Origin of the sequence: Martinezella rhizogenes, assembly GCF_027460065.1 — a bacterium.
Taxonomy (GTDB): domain Bacteria; phylum Pseudomonadota; class Alphaproteobacteria; order Rhizobiales; family Rhizobiaceae; genus Agrobacterium; species Agrobacterium rhizogenes_C.
This window is the reverse complement of sequence record NZ_JAPYZZ010000003.1, coordinates 115546-134304: the sequence shown is the minus strand read 5'-3', so window position 1 is coordinate 134304 and position 18759 is coordinate 115546. Positions and strand designations below refer to the sequence as shown.

Here is an 18759-nt window from a genome sequence, read left to right as displayed (position 1 = left end):
AAGCGTGATGTGAATGAAAAAGTCAACCGTATCAACGGGATTTTGGTTGCAACATTGTCAACAATATGAAAGATAATTGTAGACTAAATTAGGATGCCGATCATGGAATTCGATTTCAGCGCGCTTGAGCCCCAGAGCCGCTACCGCCTTCTGACGAATTTTATCGGTCCGCGACCGATCGCGCTTGTGACGACCCGTTCGGAAGCGGGCCACAACAATGCGGCGCCGATGAGCTTCTTCAACGTCTTTTCGCATGATCCGCCCATCGTCGTGCTCGGCATTCAGCCGAAGCTGAGCGGAGAGGAAAAGGATACGATGGTGAATATCCGCCGTACCGGCGAGTTCGTCGTCAATATGGTCGATATGGCGCTGTCGGAGCAGATGCTCATCTGCGGTCTTGGCTTCGACAATGAAGTTGACGAAATGTCGATGGCCAAACTGACGGCCATGCCCTGCAACAAGATCGACGCGAGTTATGCGGCGCAATCGCCGTGCGCCTTCGAGTGCCGAGTGGAGCGGCTGATCGATTACCCTCGCCGCACGCTGGTACTAGGCGAAGTGGTGCATATGCATGTCCATAATGAGTGCCTCGATGAAGAGGGGCGTTACGTCGATGCCGATCGCTACCAGCCGATCGCCCGGCTTCACGCCGACAACTACATCACCTCGGATCGCCAGTTCGTTCTGAAGGCGCCACCAATCACCGATTTCACCGCGCCTGACGGCAAGTGAAGGCTTTTCAGGATGCGTGCGATGCATATTCGTTTGATCAATCCCAATTCCACCGCTTCCATGACCGCACAGGCCCTCGATAGCGCCTTGCGGGTCAAGCAGAAGGAGACCCACGTCTCTGCGGCAAATCCCGTCGATACCCCCGTAAGCATTGAAGGGCAGGCGGATGAGGCGATGGCCGTTCCCGGGCTTCTGGCGGAAATCCGCAAAGGCGAGGGGCAGGGCGTGGATGCCTATGTCATTGCCTGTTTCGATGATCCGGGACTTCACGCCGCGCGCGAAGTGGCGCAGGGTCCGGTCATCGGCATCTGCCAGGCGGCTGTGCAGGTGGCGATGACGATCAGCCGCCGGTTTTCGATCATCACGACGCTGCCAAGGTCCATACCGATCATCGAAGATCTGGTGGAAGATTATGGCGCGCAACGGCATTGCAGAAAGGTCCGCGCGATCGACCTGCCGGTTCTCGGGCTTGAGGAGGATCCGCAGGTTGCGGAAGCCCTGCTTCGCCGCGAAATCGAGGCCGCCAAGCGTGAGGATGCGGCGGAGGCGATCATCCTTGGTTGCGCCGGCATGTCCTCGCTCTGCGACCGCTTGCGGGACGCCACCGGCGTACCTGTCATCGATGGCGTTACGGCTGCGATCAAGCTTGCCGAAGCTCTTGTTGGTGCCGGTTACAGTACCTCAAAGGTCAACGCCTATGACTATCCGCGCGTGAAGGGGCCGGCCCTCGTCGCCTGCGCCTAGTCTGCGGGAAAATGCCCGCAGCCATTTACGGGTGCTGCTGGCACGTTCTAGTGTTCTCCCGCGCGCACCGGTCAAGTGATCGCGCCGCGGGGGAGAGCGTATGATCGACAAGCTGGAATTTTTCATTGCATTGGCGCGGGCGGAACATTTCGGCCGGGCGGCGGAGGAGTGTGGTGTCTCCCAGCCCAGCCTGTCGGCGGCAATCCGGCAATTGGAAGATCAGCTGGGTGTCGTTCTGGTGGTGCGCGCTGCGCGTTATCAGGGGCTGACGCCGGAGGGCCAGCGCGTGCTGGAATGGGCGCGCCGTATCGTTGGCGATACCCGCACCATGCGGGAGGAAATGCGGGCAGCCCGCAAGGGGCTTGCCGGACATATTCGCCTTGCCGTCATTCCGACCGCGCTTGCGATGGTGCCGCGATTGACGGAATCCTTCCAGGCGCGCCATCCCGATGTAACCTTTTCAGTCACGTCACGCACCTCGCTTCAGGTGCTGGGGCAGATCGAAAATCTCGAGATCGATGCGGGAATCAGTTATCTCGACAACGAACCGCTGGGGCGCGTGACCACCGTGCCGCTTTATTCCGAGAGATATCACCTCATCACGGCAGGTGGAACGCCGCTCGCCGATCAGGAAAGCGTTACCTGGAAGCAGGTGTCCGGTCTTAGGTTATGCCTATTGACGCCGGATATGCAGAACCGCCGCATCATCAACAAACACATGGCAGAGGCCGGTGTGGAGGCAAAGCCGACACTGGAATCCAACTCCATGATCGTGCTCTTTTCCCACATCCGAACCGGACAATGGGCTTCAATAATGCCGCGTAACCTTGCGGAATCATTTGGTTTTCCAAAGCAGATAAAAATCATCCCGATCACCGAGCCGGACGCCGAACATCTGGTCGGCCTGATTGCAACGCACCGGGAACCACACACGCCACTCGTCTCGGCGCTGCTTCACGAGGCCCGCCAGCGCGCGGATGAAAAAGCGTTTGATAGGAATTTCCTATCAAACGACGGAAACTGATTATTGACCTGATCCTGCCGATCTCCCCATTCTTCCAGCCAATGCAGGGGTTGCGACGGGATTTGACCATATCCCGCTCATCATTTCCTGCCCCTGTCGGTTTGGGAGGACTGGCTTATGAATATCAGAGCGGTTGCCGCAGATGAGGCGGCCCGTGTTTCCGCTGTCATTGATGAATTTCTCCAGCTGGAGGGAGCTTTACTGCCGATCCTGCACGCCGTGCAGGAAGAATTTGGCTATATCCCGGAAAGCGCCAAGCAGATCATCGCCTCCGCGCTGAACATATCGCGCGCGGAAGTTCATGGCGTCGTCACCTTCTATCCCGATTTTCGTGATCATCCCCACGGCCGACATGTCTTAAAGCTCTGTCGCGCCGAGGCTTGCCAGTCGATGGGTGGCGAGCCTCTTGCGGAAACCATCAAGAACCGCCTCGGTCTCGACTGGCATGAAACCGCGCCTGATGGCTCGGTCACGCTGGAACCGGTTTTCTGTCTCGGGCTCTGCGCGCAGGCGCCGGCCCTGATGCTGGATGGCGAAGTCCATGCCCGTCTTGATGAGGACTGTCTTGGTGATATTCTGACGGAGGCGCGCCGATGAGTGTCACCGTTTTTGTCCCCGGCGATTCCGCCGCACTTGCCGTCGGCGCAAACCGCGTAGCCGACGCCATCGCCCGAGAGGCGGCCAGCCGCAACGTCGATGTCCATATTGTCCGCAATGGTTCGCGCGGCATGCTCTGGCTTGAAGTGCTGGTGGAAGTGCGCACCGAGCATGGCCGTATCGCCTACGGGCCGGTAAAGGCCGCCGATGTCGCTTCACTTTTCGAGGCGGATTTTCTTGCCGGTGGCGATCACCGTCTCTGTCTTGGGCCAACGAAGGACATTCCCTTCCTGAAGAACCAGACGCGCCTGACCTTTGCCCGGTGTGGCGTGACCGATCCCTTGTCGCTGGAGGATTATCGCGCCTATCAGGGCATGAAAGGCCTCGAAAAAGCCGTCGCCATGGAGCCGCTCGCCATCGTTGCGCAGGTCACTGAAAGCGGCCTGCGTGGACGCGGCGGGGCTGGTTTCCCGACCGGTATCAAATGGAAGACCGTTGCGGATGCGGTGGCCGATCAGAAATATATCGTGTGTAACGCTGATGAGGGCGACAGCGGCACCTTCGCCGACCGCATGATCATGGAAGGCGACCCCTTCGTGCTGATCGAAGGCATGGCGATTGCCGGCCTTGCCGTTGGCGCGACCAAGGGCTTCATCTATACCCGTTCGGAGTATCCCTACGCCATCAAGGTCATGGAAAAGGCGGTCGAGATCGCAAGACGCGAGGGCATTCTTGGGCCCTCCGTCCTCGGTTCCGGCCGCGCTTTCGACATGGAAGTACGCATGGGCGCCGGCGCCTATGTCTGCGGCGAGGAGACCTCGCTCCTGAACAGCCTGGAAGGCAAACGTGGAACGGTGCGCGCCAAGCCGCCGCTGCCGGCATTGCAGGGACTGTTCGGCAAGCCGACCGTCGTCAACAACGTGATTTCGCTGGCTTCCATTTCCGTCATCATGGATCGTGGCGCTGCTTTCTATCGCGACTTCGGTGTCGGCCGTTCGCATGGCACCATCCCCATCCAGCTTGCTGGAAACATCAGGTATGGCGGTCTTTACGAGACCGCCTTCGGCTTATCCCTTGGGCAGCTGGTGAATGATATCGGTGGCGGCACCATCACCGGCCGCCCGGTCAAGGCGGTGCAGGTGGGGGGGCCGCTCGGCGCCTATTTCCCGGTGTCGCTGTTCGACACGATCTTCGACTACGAAGCCTTTACTGCTGCGGGCGGCCTCATCGGCCATGCCGGTATCGTGGTTTTCGACGACACCGCGGACATGCTGCATCAGGCCAGGTTTGCGCTGGAGTTCTGCGCCGTCGAAAGCTGCGGCAAATGCACGCCCTGTCGTATCGGCTCGACGCGCGGCGTCGAGACTGTCGACAAGATTGCGCTTGGCATCGAGCGGGAGAAAAACACGGCGCTGCTCGAAGATCTCTGCGAAACGATGAAATTTGGTTCTCTTTGTGCGCTGGGCGGCTTCACGCCCTATCCTGTCATGAGCGCGCTCAGGCATTTCCCGCAAGATTTTGCCCCCATCCCACGTGTTGAAGCGGCGGAGTAAGACCATGGCCCTTGTAACCGAATTCGACTATGGAACCCCCAAATCCCTCGCGACCGACATGGTAACGCTCACCATCGACGGCCGGCAGGTGACGGTGGCGGCCGGAACTTCGATCATGCGCGCTTCGCGCGAGGCGGGCATCGATGTGCCGAAACTCTGCGCCACCGACATGGTGGATGCCTTCGGTTCCTGTCGCCTCTGTCTTATCGAGGTGGAGGGCCGTAACGGCACCCCCGCCTCCTGCACCACGCCGGTCGCTGCCGGTCTCGTCGTGCATACCCAGACCGAGCGGCTGAAGCAGATACGCAAGGGCGTGATGGAGCTTTATATCTCCGACCACCCGCTCGACTGTCTGACCTGCGCGGCCAACGGCGATTGCGAGTTGCAGGACATGGCGGGCGCGGTCGGCCTTCGCGATGTGCGTTACGGTTACGAGGGCGACAATCACGTCAAGTCCCGCACCGGAGAGGGCGATCTCAATGCCCGCTGGATGCCGAAGGACGAAAGCAATCCCTATTTCACCTATGATCCGTCCAAATGCATCGTCTGTTCCCGCTGCGTGCGGGCCTGCGAGGAGGTGCAGGGCACCTTTGCGCTGACGATCGAAGGCCGTGGTTTCGAGAGCCGCGTATCGCCCGGCGCGCATGAGGCTTTTCTTGATTCCGACTGCGTTTCCTGCGGCGCCTGCGTGCAGGCCTGTCCGACCGCGACGCTTACCGAAAAATCGGTGATCGAGATCGGCCAGCCGGAACATTCGATGGTGACCACCTGCGCCTATTGCGGCGTCGGCTGCTCGTTCAAGGCGGAAATGCGCGGCGAGGAGCTGGTGCGCATGGTGCCGTGGAAGGACGGGCAGGCAAACCGCGGCCATTCCTGCGTCAAAGGCCGTTTTGCCTATGGTTATGCGACCCACAGGGATCGTATTCTCAACCCGATGATCCGCGAAAAGATCAGCGATCCCTGGCGGGAAGTCACCTGGGAAGAAGCCTTCTCCCACGTCGCCTCGGAGTTTCAGCGGATTCAGGGCAGCTATGGCCGGGAATCCATCGGCGGCATCACCTCGTCCCGCTGCACGAATGAAGAAACCTTCCTCGTCCAGAAACTCATCCGCGCCGGCTTCGGCAACAATAACGTGGATACCTGCGCCCGCGTCTGCCATTCGCCGACGGGTTATGGCCTCGGCCAGGCCTTCGGCACCTCCGCCGGCACGCAGAATTTCGACAGCGTCGAGCAATCCGATGTGGTGCTCGTCATCGGCGCCAATCCGACCGACGGCCATCCGGTCTTCGGCTCACGGCTGAAGAAGCGGCTGCGCCAGGGTGCTAAACTGATCGTCATCGATCCGCGCCGTATCGATCTTGTGCGCACGCCGCATGTGGAGGCCGCTTTCCACCTGCCGCTGAAGCCCGGAACGAATGTGGCGGTGCTGACATCGCTTGCACATGTCATCGTCATCGAAGGGCTGTTCAACGAGACCTTCATCCGCGAGCGCTGCGACTGGTCGGAATTCGAAGACTGGGCAGCCTTCGTTGCCGAGCCGCAGCACAGCCCGGAAGAAACCGAAAGCTATACCGGTGTTCCAGCGGAAGAATTGCGCGGTGCGGCCCGGCTTTATGCCCAGGGTGGCAATGGCGCGATCTACTACGGTCTCGGTGTCACCGAACACAGCCAGGGTTCGACTACTGTCATGGCGATCGCCAACCTCGCCATGGTCACGGGCAACATTGGCCGCCCGGGTGTGGGCGTCAATCCGCTGCGCGGTCAGAACAATGTGCAGGGTTCCTGCGACATGGGGTCTTTCCCGCACGAGTTGCCGGGCTATCGCCATATTTCAGACGATGCGACACGCGACGTGTTCGAGAAACTCTGGGGCGTGAAGCTCAACAACGAACCGGGGCTGCGTATTCCCAACATGCTGGACGCGGCCGTCGATGGCAGTTTCAAGGGCATTTACATTCAGGGTGAGGATATCCTCCAGTCCGATCCGGACACCAAACATGTGTCCGCCGGCCTTGCCGCCATGGAATGTGTTGTGGTTCACGATCTCTTCCTGAACGAGACCGCGAATTATGCGCATGTGTTCCTGCCGGGTTCCACCTTCCTCGAAAAGGACGGCACCTTCACCAACGCGGAGCGCCGCATCAACCGCGTGCGCAAGGTCATGTCGCCGAAGAACGGTTATGCCGACTGGGAAGTGACCCAGAAGCTCGCCCAGGCCATGGGTCTTGCCTGGAATTACACACATCCCTCCGAGATCATGGATGAAATTGCGGCAACGACCCCAAGTTTCGCCAGCGTCTCCTATGCCTATCTGGAAGAGAAGGGTTCGGTGCAGTGGCCCTGCAACGAAAAATTCCCTGAGGGTTCGCCGATCATGCATGTGGACGGTTTCGTGCGTGGCAAGGGCAAGTTCATCCGCACCGAATATGTGGCGACGGACGAACGCACCGGTCCGCGTTTCCCGCTGCTGCTCACCACCGGCCGCATCCTGTCGCAATACAATGTCGGCGCGCAGACACGGCGCACCGAAAACGTCGTCTGGCACGAGGAGGATCGTCTGGAAATCCATCCGCACGATGCCGAACAGCGCGGCGTGAAGGATGGCGACTGGATCAAGCTCGTCAGCCGGTCAGGCGATACGACGCTGCGGGCGCTGATCACCGACCGCGTGGCGCCGGGTGTGGTCTATACGACCTTCCACCACCCCGGCACGCAGGCGAACGTCATCACCACCGACTTCTCCGACTGGGCGACCAATTGCCCGGAATACAAGGTGACGGCGGTTCAGGTCTCGCCCTCCAACGGGCCGACGGAATGGCAGGAAGAATATGATGCGCTCGCGCGTCAGTCCCGCCGGATCGCCGGCAAGCTCGAAGCTGCGGAATAATCGGGGGCCGGGCCTAGTCCCGGCCTTCTCATTCATGGAGGCGCTGGCCCGAGGAGCCGGCGCGGGGAGTAAGTCATGTTGCTCAATCACACGGATGAAAAGCTGGTGAGGATGGCGAACCAGATCGCGACGTTTTTCCTGTCGCAGCCGGAAGATATTCGTGTGGACGGCGTTGCCACGCATATCAACAAGTTCTGGGAACCGCGCATGCGCCGCCGCTTCTTCGAGATGGTGGATGCCGGCGCGGGCGATTTCCTGCCGCTCGTGCTTGCCGCATCGAAAGAGATCAGAAGGCCCGATGCGCCGGCAGCCGGTGCCGTGGGGCTCGGCGACGATGCCAAGGGCGCGCCGGGCGGGAAGGGACCGATTGCGGGTGAGTCCCTGTCAGAACCGAGCGTGCCGGAACCGACGCGTGCCTGATCCGGGCGAAGACCCATAAAGCTTTTCGCCGCACGGGAGGACGTTCGGCGGTATCGACGTTCGCCTGGCGGGGCGAATGGAAAATGTCCAGACATCCACGAGGGAGGTAATGTCGATGGCAGTAGCAGACGCAACGGCGGGAGAGGCGGCGCAGGCCGGGTTTTTGGACCGCGAACGAATAATCGCAAGACCGGGTTTCAATCGCTGGCTGGTGCCGCCGGCAGCGCTTGCCATCCATTTATGCATCGGCATGGCCTATGGTTTCAGCGTGTTCTGGCTGCCGCTGTCGAAAGCGCTGCCGGTCACCGATCCGAGCTGCTCCAGTCTGACCTTGATGGGCGCGCTCTTTACCACGGAGTGTAACTGGCGCGTGGCCGATCTTGGCTGGATTTATACGCTGTTCTTCGTGCTTCTCGGCTGCTCGGCGGCCATCTGGGGCGGCTGGCTGGAACGGGTGGGACCCCGCAAGGCGGGCTTCGTTTCCGCCTGCTGCTGGTGCGGCGGCATTCTGGTGGCCGCAATCGGCGTCGCCACCCATCAGCTCTGGCTGATGTGGCTTGGTGCAGGCGTCATCGGCGGCATCGGCCTCGGCCTCGGTTATATTTCGCCGGTCTCGACCCTGATCAAATGGTTCCCGGACCGTCGCGGCATGGCGACAGGCATGGCCATCATGGGCTTTGGCGGTGGTGCGATGATCGGTGCGCCGCTCGCCAACCTGCTGATGAATACCTTCAAGACCGAAGCGTCTATTGGTGTCTGGCAGACCTTCGTCGTCATGGCGCTGGTCTATTTCGCCTTCATGATGGCTGGCGCCTTCGGTTACCGTATCCCCCCGGCCGGCTGGCGTCCGGAAGGTTGGACAGCACCGGCGGCCAAAAGCGCCATGATCACCACCCGCCACGTCCATCTGCGTGATGCGCACAAGACCCCACAGTTCTGGCTGATCTGGGCGGTTCTCTGCCTCAATGTTTCTGCCGGTATCGGCGTCATCGGCATGGCGTCGCCGATGTTGCAGGAAATCTTTGCCGGTTCGCTGATCGGCCTGCCGGGTGTCGGTTTTGCCGATCTCGATGCGGGACAGAAGGCACAGATCGCGGCGATTGCCGCCGGTTTCACCGGGCTCCTGTCGCTGTTCAATATCGGTGGCCGTTTCTTCTGGGCGTCGATGTCCGACAAGATCGGGCGCAAGAACACCTATTTCTGCTTTTTCATTCTCGGCATCATTCTTTATGCGCTGGCGCCAACGCTGGCGACGATGGGCAACAAGGCGCTCTTCGTGCTCGCCTTCGGCATCATCCTCTCCATGTATGGCGGTGGTTTTGCGACCATTCCCGCCTATCTCGCCGATATTTTCGGCACGCAGTTTGTGGGGGCGATCCATGGCCGTCTGCTGACGGCATGGGCGACGGCCGGCATCGCCGGACCCGTGGTCGTCAACTATATCCGCGAGGCACAGATCGCAGCGGGCGTTGCTCCGGGGCCTGCGCTTTATACCAGCACCATGTATATCCTTGCCGGGATGCTGGCCATCGGCCTTGTCGCCAATGCCTTCGTGCGGCCGCTTGCCGACAAGTGGTTCATGTCCGATGCGGAGGTCGCGACATTGCAGGCGAAGACGGCGGCTGCCAATGCCGGTCCGACAGGCTCCTTCGGCATCGGCCGCGGCGGGCTGGATGCCAAGGCGGCTCTTGCCTGGGCTGCTGTCGGCATTCCACTGCTCTGGGGCGTGTGGGTCACGGTGAAAAGCAGCCTTGCACTGTTCGGCTGAGCTTCGATCACAACTCGTGCAGCTTTCCGATCAGCGAGAATATGCCGGCTCATGGCCGGCATATTCCATGAGCAGAACGTAAGAGGGGGGCGGTTCGAGCCATATTGCACCGACCGATCCCGTACTCGCGACCGATAACGGTCTTGGCGCAGGTTTAAAACCAATCACGCAAAGCTTTGTGTTGAGGCGTCCATCAACGCCAGCTGGCAAGCAACCCTTCAAGCGTCGCGCGGTCCTCTTTGTCCAGACGCGCAAGCCCCGGCGCGCGCACCGGGCCAACCTCAAGCCCCAGAATTTCCATGGCTTCCTTCACCACGGTCACATTGGCGCCATTGCGATATCTGGTCCGCAGCCGTTCGAACAATTCGATCTTTTCAACGATCTTCCGTGCGGCCCGGAAATCGCCTGCTGTCAGGGCGTCATGAACCTGCAGGGAAAATTGCGGTGCGACATTGACGAGACCCGAGGTGAAACCGCGTGCGCCGGCGGCGGAAAAGGCCGGCGCCCAGCTTTCCGCCAGGCCGCAGACATAGAGCGCGCCGTTCGGATCAGAGGCGGCAATCGCGCGCGACAGAAGCATGATGTCCGTTGTCGCGAACTTGATGCCCGCAACATTCGGATGGCTGGACAGTCTCACCATGTCATCGACCGAAAAACCATCCGCGCGGACATAGGCGACCAGCGGCAATTCGCTGGCCTCGGCCAGACCGATGAAATAATCGATCTGCGATTGCGGGGCTGCGAAAGGGTCGACCGGCTGGTGGGACATGACGGCGGATGCGCCCATTTCCCGTGCCTGATGCGCCATGGACAGCGCCTCCCGCTGGGAGCGCCCGATTGCCGCCGTGACCGGGGCTTTCCCGTCGACACCTTTTATCGCGGCTTCATAGACCGTCAGAATTTCCGCCGGCGTCAGGGCGTAGAATTCGCCGGTATTGCCCGCCGCGACGATATTGTGGATGCCTGCCTTGGCAACGCGGGCGTAAACCTCGGCGGTGACGCCAGTGTCCACTTCGCCGCCTGCATCATAAGCCGTCACGGGAACGCCGGAGATGCCCTGCAGCGCCTGGCGAAAATCGAATGTCGTCATCAGTTTGTTCCTCAAGATAGAAGGGCGTCTCAGATGGAGAATTTGTGAACCGGCGTGCCCGCGACAGGGGCGTCGAATGAAACAAGCATTCCTGCGGTGGTAATTCCGTTCGTCTCGGTCACGAGACTGGTGAGATAGATCGTTTTGAGGTCCGGACCACCGAAACACGGCATGGTCGGCCCCTTGAATGGCAGCCTGTAGACCTCGAACAACTCCCCGTCAGGTGAAAAGCGATTGAGGCGGCCCGCCTGAACGCCGGCGCTCCAGTAACAGCCTTCGTTATCGGTCGCCGCGCCATCCGGCCTGCCTTCGTCGGGAGCAAAATCATGGAGGCGTTCGGCGGGACCAAGCTTGCCAGTGGCGGCATCGAAATCGAAAACCTGATACATGAGGCCGCTGCTGTCGGAATGATACATCCGCTTTCCATCGGGGCTCCAGGCAAGCCCGTTTGAAGTGAACATATCGCCGTCGATGATGCGCTCGACGCCGCCATCCGGCGCGACGCGATAGAGACGCGCATTGCCTGTCTGTACGGCGGCCTCATCGCGGGTTCCCACCCAGAAGTGGCCGTCCGGGCCGACCTTGCCGTCATTGAGGCGGCTGTCGGGTCGTCCTTCGTCGGGGTCGCACAGAAGTTCGAGCTTACCGGTGGCCGGATCGAGAAGGTGAACTCCGGTTTTGAGGCCAGCCACGACCATACCGTTGTCGCAAAGCCCGAGACAGCCCACTTGCGCGGGCATATCGTATCTATCGAGTTTTCCACTCTGCGAGAGGCGGAAAATGGCGGGTGCGAGAATATCGACGAACCACAGGTCGCCGGTTCGCTCATCCCATGCCGGCGATTCGCCGACCTTCAATGGAATATCGATCAGGGAACGGAGCTTCGGTTCTATTATGCGCGGCTGGCTCACTGGTTCCTCTCCCTCGTCGTCCTCTACGATGCCGTCTTCGAAATTGCTGGACGCGGCCTAACCGCCTACGCCCTGAAACATGCGGGCGCGCGCCTTTAATATGTGGTCTTTCATCGCGTCATGAGCAGCCTGCTCCCGCCGCGCAAAAATCGCTTCCACGATGGATGTGTGCTCGTTCTGGACCTCGCGCACATGCTGCGACGTCCGTTTGAGACTGAGGCTGCGTGTCACCGATTGGCCGATGGCGAAATGCGGTTTGAACCAGATCCGTACGGTGATGTGGAACTGGTTATGGCTCGCCTTCGCGATGGCTTCATGCAGGGCAAAGTCTTCGTCCGCACCGAGATCGTTGCGCTCAAGACACTGTTCCAATGCGGTAATCGCCTGCTCGATGCGTAACTTGTCGGCTGGCTGCCAGTTGCGCGCCGCAAGCTCAGCGGCGGAAGCCTCCAGTCCTGCCCTGAACTCGAAAAAACGCTGCACGTCGGCGAGCGAGCCGACTGGCACCTGTTGCAGCACGGAAGAATCCGGCTGCTGGCGTACATAAGAACCGGATCCCTTCTGCGAAACGATAAGCTCATCGTTGCGAAGTCGCTCCAGCGCCTCACGCACGACCGGCCGGGACGCGCCGAACATCGAGGCGAGATTCTGCTCCGATGGCAGCCGTTCATTGACCGGAAACCGGCCGTCGGAAATCATGCCGATGATTTTTTCGTAGATGATGTCGCTCAAGCGAGTCTCGCCTCGAGCGGCAGCAGATGTTGTTGCATTGTCCATCAGCAGCCCTTCCGTTGCAAATCGCTGAAGTTAATGGGTTTCCTGTACTTCATCCGCAATGGGAAAATACCGGCGTCGTGTAATCGAGGGTGCTGTGATCCCGAGTTTTTCCGCAAGTCTGCTCGTAAAAAGTGAGCTAGGAATAAAAAATATGTAAAAATCTGTCAATACTTGTAATCATCTGAAAACGCCCATATGGTCTGGCCCTGCCGATGGAGGATCGGTGTGCTGGCTGGCCGGGAGGGCTGTCGCGATACGGTGAAAGCCGTCTCGCTGCCGGTGATTTTTTGGGAGGATAATCGATGCGCGATGGGGATAAATTTTCGCTGGGCGTGACGCGCCGAACCTTTGTGGCTGGGCTTGGCGGCGTCGCCGCCCTTTCAGTCATCGGGACCTCGGCCCGGGCTGCCACTGGCAAGGAAGCACCGGACCTGGCGGCCTTGGTAAAGGACGGCAAATTGCCGCCTTTGGCCGAGCGCCTGCCGAAAAATCCGATGGTGGTGACGCCGCATGAAAAGATCGGCACCTATGGCGGCACATTGCGCCGCGGCCTGCGCGGCTCGTCGGACCATAACGGCATCCTGCGCATGGTCGGCAATCAGGGGCTGGTTCGCTGGAACATGGATTTCACCGAAGTTCTGCCGAATCTCGCTGAAAAATGGGAGGTCAATGACGACGCCTCGCAGTTCACCTTCCATCTGTTGCAGGGTGCGAAATGGTCTGACGGACATCCCTTCACCGCAGATGACGTGGTGTTCGCCATCGAGGACTGCATCAAGAACAAGGAGCTTTACAGCGCAACGCCAGCGCAGCTCTCCGTCGCCGGCAAGGCAGTTGATGTCGAAAAAGTCGATGATTTCACGGTCAGGTTCAAATTCGCAGCGCCAAATGCGCTCTATCTCGAAAACCTCGCCACACCGCTCGGCCAGCACCCAACGCTGTTTGCCAAGCATTATTGCAGCAAGTTTCTGCCGAAATACAACACGGCGCTCGATGCCGATGTGAAGGCGGCCGGCGTATCCAGCTGGACGGAACTGTTCCGCGCCAAGTGTGGCGACATCGAAATCCCGTCGCGCTGGTCGAATGTCGACAAGCCGACGCTTGACCCGTGGGTGGTGAAGGAACCCTATTCTGGCGGCGCGACCCGTGTGGTCATGACCCGCAATCCTTACTTCTGGCAGGTCGATACCGAAGGCAATCAGCTTCCTTACATCGACGAAGTCAATTTCGGCATCTCGCAGGATGTCGAATCGCTGATGCTGAACGTCATTTCCGGCAAGATCGACATTCAGGAACGCCATATCAGCGTTCTCGCCAACAAGCCGACCCTGTCGCAGAACATGAAAAAGGGCGATTACCGCCTGCTGACGCTGGTGCCGTCTGCCTCGCAGCAGTGCCAGATATACCTCAACATCACCCATAAAGACCCGGCGATGCGCAAGATGTTCGCCGACAAGTCGTTCCGTCAGGCGCTGTCCGTCGCGCTCAACCGGCAGGAAATCATCGACATCGTCTATTTCGGCCAGAGCGAGGGTTATCAGGCCGGGCCACGCCCGACACATCCCTGGTACAATGAAAAGCTGGCGCGCCAGTATACCGAATATGATGCCGCCAAGGCCAATGATCTTCTCGACAAGGCCGGTTACGACAAGAAGAACGGAAATGGCATGCGGTTGCGTCCTGACGGCCAGCCGATCTTCTTCTCGATCGATGTCATCCCGACGCTCTATCCCGATCTGGTCGATGCGCTGGAACTGGTGAAGGCGCAGTGGGCGCAGATCGGCGTCGATATCAAGGTCAACACCATCGAACGCGCGCTCTATTACACGCGTGGCGATGATAACGCGCATGATGCGGCGGTCTGGCCCGGCCCCGGCGGTCTCGATCCGATGCTCGACCCGCGCGATTTCTTCGCCTTCCATCCGCAGGGTTCGCGTTACGCCATCCCGTGGGCGCTCTGGTACACATCCAACGGCCAGAAGGGCGAGGAGCCGCCGGAAAGCCAAAAGAAACGCTTCAAACTGTTCGACGAGGCGCGCTCGACAGCCGACCTTGCCAAGCGCGGCGAGAAGATGAAGGAAATCTTCGATATCGCGGCGGACGAGTTCGAGACGATCGGCCTCTGCCTTGCTGTCGGTGGTTTCGGCATCATCCGCAACAATCTGCGCAATGTGCCGGAAACCGAGCCCGACAGCTGGTCGTGGCCCAATCCCGGCCCGGCGCTGCCGCAACAGTTCACCTTCACAAGCTGACACCGCCACATGGGCGTCGCTGCCTAAACGCGGCGACGCCTTTCAGGTTGTTTCTACCACCCACAAACCCGTCTTCTTAGTGGAAGGCGGTGCGTGCGGTATAATGTGATTGCGAGAGCGACATGCTGCTTTTTATCGTCAAACGCCTGCTGTGGATGATACCGTCCCTGTTTGCCGTCAGTTTCCTTGCCTTTGTGCTGATCCAGCTGCCACCCGGCGATTATGTGACGACCTACATCGCCACATTGGCTGCCTCAAACGAGGTTATCGACCACAATACGGCGGCGCAGCTGCGTGAACGCTTCGGTCTCGATGACCCGATGATCGTGCAATATCTGAAATGGATATGGGGCATCGTCAGCCGCGGTGATTTCGGCATTTCGTTCGAATGGCAGCAGCCGGTTTCCGGCCTGATCTGGGAGCGCATGGCGCTGACGCTGGTTCTGGCCGTCGCCAGCCTTCTCGCCACCTGGGCCATCGCCCTTCCGATCGGCGTTTTCTCCGCCGTGCGCAAATATTCGATCGGCGATTATCTTTTCACCGCCTTTTCCTTTTTCGGCCTGTCCATACCGTCGTTCCTGCTGGCGCTGGTGCTGATGTATGTCGCGGCGGTGGAGTTCGGGGCCGATGTCGGCGGGCTGTTTTCGGCAGAATATGAAACGGCGTCCTGGAGCATCGCCAAGATGATCGACCTGATGGCCCATATCTGGCTGCCGGTCGCCATCCTTGCCGTGTCGTCCACCGCAAGCCTCATCCGCGTCATGCGCGCCAACATGCTGGACGAATTGCCCAAGCCCTATGTGACCACGGCACGTGCGAAGGGATTGTCCGAGTTCCGGCTGCTGACGAAATATCCTCTGAGAATTGCGCTCAACCCGTTCATTTCCACCATCGCCTGGCTGCTGCCCAATCTCATTTCGGGCTCCGTGGTGGTCGCCATCGTGCTCAATCTGCCCACGGCCGCGCCGCTGCTTTTGCAGTCGCTGATGGCGCAGGACATGTATCTCGCCGGCGCTTTCGTGCTGTTGATCTGCGCCCTGACGCTGATCGGATCGCTGATCAGCGACATCCTGCTTGCGCTGGTCGATCCGCGCATCCGTCTCGAATAGGAGGGCGCCATGAGCGATATCACTATGACCACCAACATCCGGCCGGACCGCGCCGCCGTCGCCTCGCAGTGGCAGCTCATCTGGTGGGCGTTCAAGCGCCACAAGCTGGCCATGGCCGCCCTGTTCATCACCATCGCCATGTATATCGTTGCGCTTCTGCCCGGGTTTTTCGCTATCAACGATCCGATACTGCAGAACGCACGCGCCACATTCCATCCGCCGCAACGCGTCCACTTCATCGATACGACGGACGGCCTCTCGCTTGGTCTGCATTATTATCCGCTGAAGTTGACGCGTGATCCTGAAACGCTGGCGGCGGTGTTCGTTGAAGATACGGCCAAGAAAATCCCGATCCAGCTTTTCGGTCGCGGCTACGAATATTCCGTATTTGGCCTGTTCACCACGGATATCCATCTGCTGGCCTCCGCCGACAAGACGCGGCCGCTCTTCCTTTTCGGTGCGGATCGCCTTGGCCGCGATGTTTTCAGCCGGGTGGTGCAGGGGTCGCAGATTTCGCTGTCGATCGGTCTCGTCGGCGTGTTCTTCTCGCTGCTGCTTGGTGTCGTTCTCGGTGGTATCTCCGGTTATTATGGCGGCCGCATCGATTTCGTCATGCAGCGGGTGATCGACTTCGTTCTGTCGTTGCCCACCATTCCCATCTGGCTGGCGATGGCCGCCGCCCTGCCGCAGGGCTGGCCGGCAACGCTGCAATATATGATGATCACCATCATCCTGTCGCTCACCGGCTGGGCGCAGCTTGCCCGCGTCGTGCGCGGCCGGTTCCTGTCGCTGAGGACAGAAGAGTTCGTCGCCGCAGCGCGGCTGGATGGCGTGCCGGAAGGACGCATCATCTTCCGCCACATGCTGCCCAGTTTTTCGAGCCATATCATCGCCTCCGTCACGCTGGCCGTTCCGGCGATGATCCTTGCGGAAACCTCGCTTTCCTTCCTCGGTCTCGGCCTCCAGCCGCCGACCATTTCCTGGGGCGTGCTGCTTCGCGAGGCGCAGAATATTCGCTCGATTGCAACCGCACCGTGGCTGTTCTTGCCCGGCGTGGCTGTCGTCGTTGCCGTCATGGCACTCAATCTGCTCGGTGACGGTCTGCGTGACGCAGCCGACCCCTATAACAAGTGAGGCCCCGGATGAGCGATATTCTCTCCATGAAGTCCGCCCGACCGCTGCTTGACGTCCGCAATCTGGTCACCGAATTTCCCGTGCGAAACGGCATTTTCCGGGCGGTCAACGATCTGTCTTTCTCCATTGATCCCGGCAAGACGCTTTGCGTCGTCGGCGAAAGCGGTTCCGGCAAATCCGTTACCGCCCGCTCGATCCTGCAGATCATCGACAGCCCCGGTTACATCGCCTCCGGGTCGATCATCCTCAACCGTGCCGACGGCACGTCGCTGGATCTCGCAAAGCTCGATCCGCGCAGCCGGGCCATCCGCTCGGTGCGTGGCGCAGACATCTCGATGATTTTTCAGGAGCCGATGTCGTCGCTGTCGCCTGTGCATACCGTCGGTGATCAGATCACCGAAGTTCTGCGGCTGCACTTGAAGATGAGCAAGGCGCAGGCACGGGCAGAAGCCATCGAACTGTTGCGGCAGGTGGAAATTCCCAACCCCGAAAAGGCGCTGGATCGTTATGCCTTCCAGTATTCCGGCGGTATGCGCCAGCGCGCCATGATCGCCATGGCGCTGGCCTGCAAACCGCAGCTATTGATCGCCGACGAACCGACGACGGCGCTCGATGTCACTACACAGGCCGAAATCCTCGACCTGATATCACGGCTGCAAAAGGCGCATGGCATGGCTGTGCTATTCATCACCCATGACATGGGTGTGGTGGCGCAGATTGCCGATGACGTGCTGGTCATGCATCACGGCGTCGCCAAGGAATACGGCACCGTCGATGAGATATTCCACAATCCGCAGGACCCCTATACGCGCATGCTGATCGGCTCTGTTCTGAAGCTGGAGCAGAAGGCGGAAATCAGGCTTGCCCGCCCGCCGCTCGATCTTGCCGCAGCCCCGATCCTCGAGGTGAACGACCTCTCGATGCATTTCGGTGAGATGAAAGCGCTGGATGGCGTCTCGATCAAGCTGCTTCCGGGCGAGACGCTCGGCATCGTCGGCGAAAGCGGCTCCGGCAAGACCACGATGGGCCGCTCGATCATGCGCCTCTACAATCCGAACGGCGGCGAAATGCTTTATCGCCGGGCGGATGGCACGGTGGTCGATCTCGCCAAGATCGAAGGGGCGGAACTGAAAGCCGCGCGGCGTGAGTTGCGCATGGTGTTTCAGGACCCGTTCGGCTCGCTCAATCCGCGCATGACGGTAGCGCAGGTGATCGGCGAACCCTTGCTGGTCAACGGCATTGCGAAAGGCAAGGAGCTGGATGAGCGCGTCTGCGCGCTGATGGAGCAGGTGGGTCTCGACCCGGCCGGGCGCGAGCGTTATCCGCACGCCTTTTCCGGCGGCCAGCGTCAGCGCATCGGCATCGCCCGCGCCATCACGCTGCGGCCGCGCATCATCGTGGCTGACGAGGCGACATCGGCGCTCGATGTTTCAGTGCGGTTTCAGGTGCTCGATCTGCTGATGCGGCTGCAGGACGAACTCGGTCTCGCCTATATCTTCATCAGCCATGACATAGGTGTCATCAGATATATGTGCGACCGCGTCGGGGTGATGTATCGCGGCAAGCTGGTGGAAGTGGGAGAGGCCGAAAAGGTTTGCAACGCGCCGGATCACCCGTACACGCAGGCGCTCCTGTCTGCCATTCCGCGCCCGGACCCGCGAGATCGGGACCGCACCCGAAGGTTCCGCTACATCGAGCCATCCGAGATCAAGAACGGTGTTGCCGCCCGATAGTGTCGCGGCTGTTGCATCGTGCCATTCA

15 protein-coding genes are annotated in these 18759 nt (G+C 60.2%); 12 read left to right on the top strand and 3 right to left on the bottom strand.

All coding sequences use genetic code 11. From position 1 onward, the window contains the following. Window positions 1–102: 102 nt before the first annotated feature. The 8 genes from O8B93_RS07185 to O8B93_RS07150 all read left to right on the top strand — a co-directional run bounded on the left by O8B93_RS07185 (window position 103) and on the right by O8B93_RS07150 (window position 9725). On the top strand, window positions 103–732 hold the full coding sequence (locus O8B93_RS07185; RefSeq protein ID WP_080830248.1) for a flavin reductase family protein: 630 nt from the start codon (window positions 103–105) through the stop codon (window positions 730–732). A 21-nt stretch (window positions 733–753) separates the two neighbouring features. Further along, entirely contained in the window at window positions 754–1476 is a 723-nt protein-coding gene (locus O8B93_RS07180) for an aspartate/glutamate racemase family protein (RefSeq protein WP_269709155.1), read from the top strand. Between the two features lie 100 nt (window positions 1477–1576). Next, complete coding sequence (locus O8B93_RS07175; protein ID WP_269709154.1) at window positions 1577–2500, top strand: LysR family transcriptional regulator; 924 nt, start codon at window positions 1577–1579, stop codon at window positions 2498–2500. Between the two features lie 117 nt (window positions 2501–2617). Further along, window positions 2618–3097: a formate dehydrogenase subunit gamma gene (locus O8B93_RS07170; protein ID WP_269709153.1), complete on the top strand. Its 480-nt coding sequence runs from the start codon at window positions 2618–2620 to the stop codon at window positions 3095–3097. Then, on the top strand, window positions 3094–4650 hold the full coding sequence (locus O8B93_RS07165) for a formate dehydrogenase beta subunit (RefSeq protein WP_269709151.1): 1557 nt from the start codon (window positions 3094–3096) through the stop codon (window positions 4648–4650). The genes O8B93_RS07170 and O8B93_RS07165 overlap by 4 nt, the downstream gene beginning before the upstream one ends. 4 nt (window positions 4651–4654) lie before the next feature. Then, window positions 4655–7537: a formate dehydrogenase subunit alpha gene (fdhF, locus tag O8B93_RS07160; protein WP_269709150.1), complete on the top strand. Its 2883-nt coding sequence runs from the start codon at window positions 4655–4657 to the stop codon at window positions 7535–7537. 75 nt (window positions 7538–7612) lie between these two features. Next, complete coding sequence (locus O8B93_RS07155) at window positions 7613–7957, top strand: formate dehydrogenase subunit delta (protein ID WP_269709149.1); 345 nt, start codon at window positions 7613–7615, stop codon at window positions 7955–7957. A 115-nt stretch (window positions 7958–8072) separates the two neighbouring features. Then, window positions 8073–9725: an OFA family MFS transporter gene (locus tag O8B93_RS07150; protein ID WP_269709148.1), complete on the top strand. Its 1653-nt coding sequence runs from the start codon at window positions 8073–8075 to the stop codon at window positions 9723–9725. Between the two features lie 193 nt (window positions 9726–9918). Here O8B93_RS07150 and O8B93_RS07145 read toward each other — a convergent pair whose 3' ends face one another. From O8B93_RS07145 to O8B93_RS07135, 3 genes are read right to left on the bottom strand one after another with little or no spacing between them, the layout of a single operon-like run. Further along, window positions 9919–10815, bottom strand: coding sequence for a dihydrodipicolinate synthase family protein (locus tag O8B93_RS07145; protein ID WP_269709147.1), 897 nt, complete (start codon window positions 10813–10815; stop codon window positions 9919–9921). 29 nt (window positions 10816–10844) lie between these two features. Next, window positions 10845–11726 (bottom strand): SMP-30/gluconolactonase/LRE family protein, encoded by an 882-nt coding sequence (locus O8B93_RS07140; protein ID WP_269709146.1) that lies wholly within the window; start codon window positions 11724–11726, stop codon window positions 10845–10847. A 57-nt stretch (window positions 11727–11783) separates the two neighbouring features. Continuing rightward, the gene (locus O8B93_RS07135; RefSeq protein ID WP_269709145.1) at window positions 11784–12503 is read right to left on the bottom strand and encodes a FadR/GntR family transcriptional regulator; all 720 of its coding nucleotides are present in this window, start codon (window positions 12501–12503) and stop codon (window positions 11784–11786) included. Between the two features lie 302 nt (window positions 12504–12805). Between O8B93_RS07135 and O8B93_RS07130 the strand changes: the two genes are divergently transcribed. The 4 genes from O8B93_RS07130 to O8B93_RS07115 all read left to right on the top strand — a co-directional run bounded on the left by O8B93_RS07130 (window position 12806) and on the right by O8B93_RS07115 (window position 18731). Beyond that, a complete protein-coding gene (locus O8B93_RS07130; RefSeq protein ID WP_269709144.1) occupies window positions 12806–14755 on the top strand; it encodes an ABC transporter substrate-binding protein in 1950 nt (649 codons plus the stop codon). Between the two features lie 122 nt (window positions 14756–14877). After that, window positions 14878–15864 carry an ABC transporter permease gene (locus O8B93_RS07125; protein WP_269709143.1) on the top strand — a complete coding sequence of 329 codons (987 nt, stop codon included), beginning with the start codon at window positions 14878–14880 and terminating at the stop codon, window positions 15862–15864. A 9-nt stretch (window positions 15865–15873) separates the two neighbouring features. Then, the gene (locus O8B93_RS07120; RefSeq protein WP_269709142.1) at window positions 15874–16998 is read left to right on the top strand and encodes an ABC transporter permease; all 1125 of its coding nucleotides are present in this window, start codon (window positions 15874–15876) and stop codon (window positions 16996–16998) included. Between the two features lie 8 nt (window positions 16999–17006). Then, entirely contained in the window at window positions 17007–18731 is a 1725-nt protein-coding gene (locus tag O8B93_RS07115) for an ABC transporter ATP-binding protein (protein ID WP_269709140.1), read from the top strand. Window positions 18732–18759: the final 28 nt, after the last annotated feature.

Coding starts and splice junctions, on each gene's coding strand:
- O8B93_RS07185 (WP_080830248.1), top strand. CDS start 103: ATGGAATTCGATTTCAGCGCGCTTGAGCCCCAGAGCCGCTACCGCCTT.
- O8B93_RS07180 (WP_269709155.1), top strand. CDS start 754: ATGCATATTCGTTTGATCAATCCCAATTCCACCGCTTCCATGACCGCA.
- O8B93_RS07175 (WP_269709154.1), top strand. CDS start 1,577: ATGATCGACAAGCTGGAATTTTTCATTGCATTGGCGCGGGCGGAACAT.
- O8B93_RS07170 (WP_269709153.1), top strand. CDS start 2,618: ATGAATATCAGAGCGGTTGCCGCAGATGAGGCGGCCCGTGTTTCCGCT.
- O8B93_RS07165 (WP_269709151.1), top strand. CDS start 3,094: ATGAGTGTCACCGTTTTTGTCCCCGGCGATTCCGCCGCACTTGCCGTC.
- fdhF (WP_269709150.1), top strand. CDS start 4,655: ATGGCCCTTGTAACCGAATTCGACTATGGAACCCCCAAATCCCTCGCG.
- O8B93_RS07155 (WP_269709149.1), top strand. CDS start 7,613: ATGTTGCTCAATCACACGGATGAAAAGCTGGTGAGGATGGCGAACCAG.
- O8B93_RS07150 (WP_269709148.1), top strand. CDS start 8,073: ATGGCAGTAGCAGACGCAACGGCGGGAGAGGCGGCGCAGGCCGGGTTT.
- O8B93_RS07145 (WP_269709147.1), bottom strand. CDS start 10,815: ATGACGACATTCGATTTTCGCCAGGCGCTGCAGGGCATCTCCGGCGTT.
- O8B93_RS07135 (WP_269709145.1), bottom strand. CDS start 12,503: ATGGACAATGCAACAACATCTGCTGCCGCTCGAGGCGAGACTCGCTTG.
- O8B93_RS07130 (WP_269709144.1), top strand. CDS start 12,806: ATGCGCGATGGGGATAAATTTTCGCTGGGCGTGACGCGCCGAACCTTT.
- O8B93_RS07125 (WP_269709143.1), top strand. CDS start 14,878: ATGCTGCTTTTTATCGTCAAACGCCTGCTGTGGATGATACCGTCCCTG.
- O8B93_RS07120 (WP_269709142.1), top strand. CDS start 15,874: ATGAGCGATATCACTATGACCACCAACATCCGGCCGGACCGCGCCGCC.
- O8B93_RS07115 (WP_269709140.1), top strand. CDS start 17,007: ATGAGCGATATTCTCTCCATGAAGTCCGCCCGACCGCTGCTTGACGTC.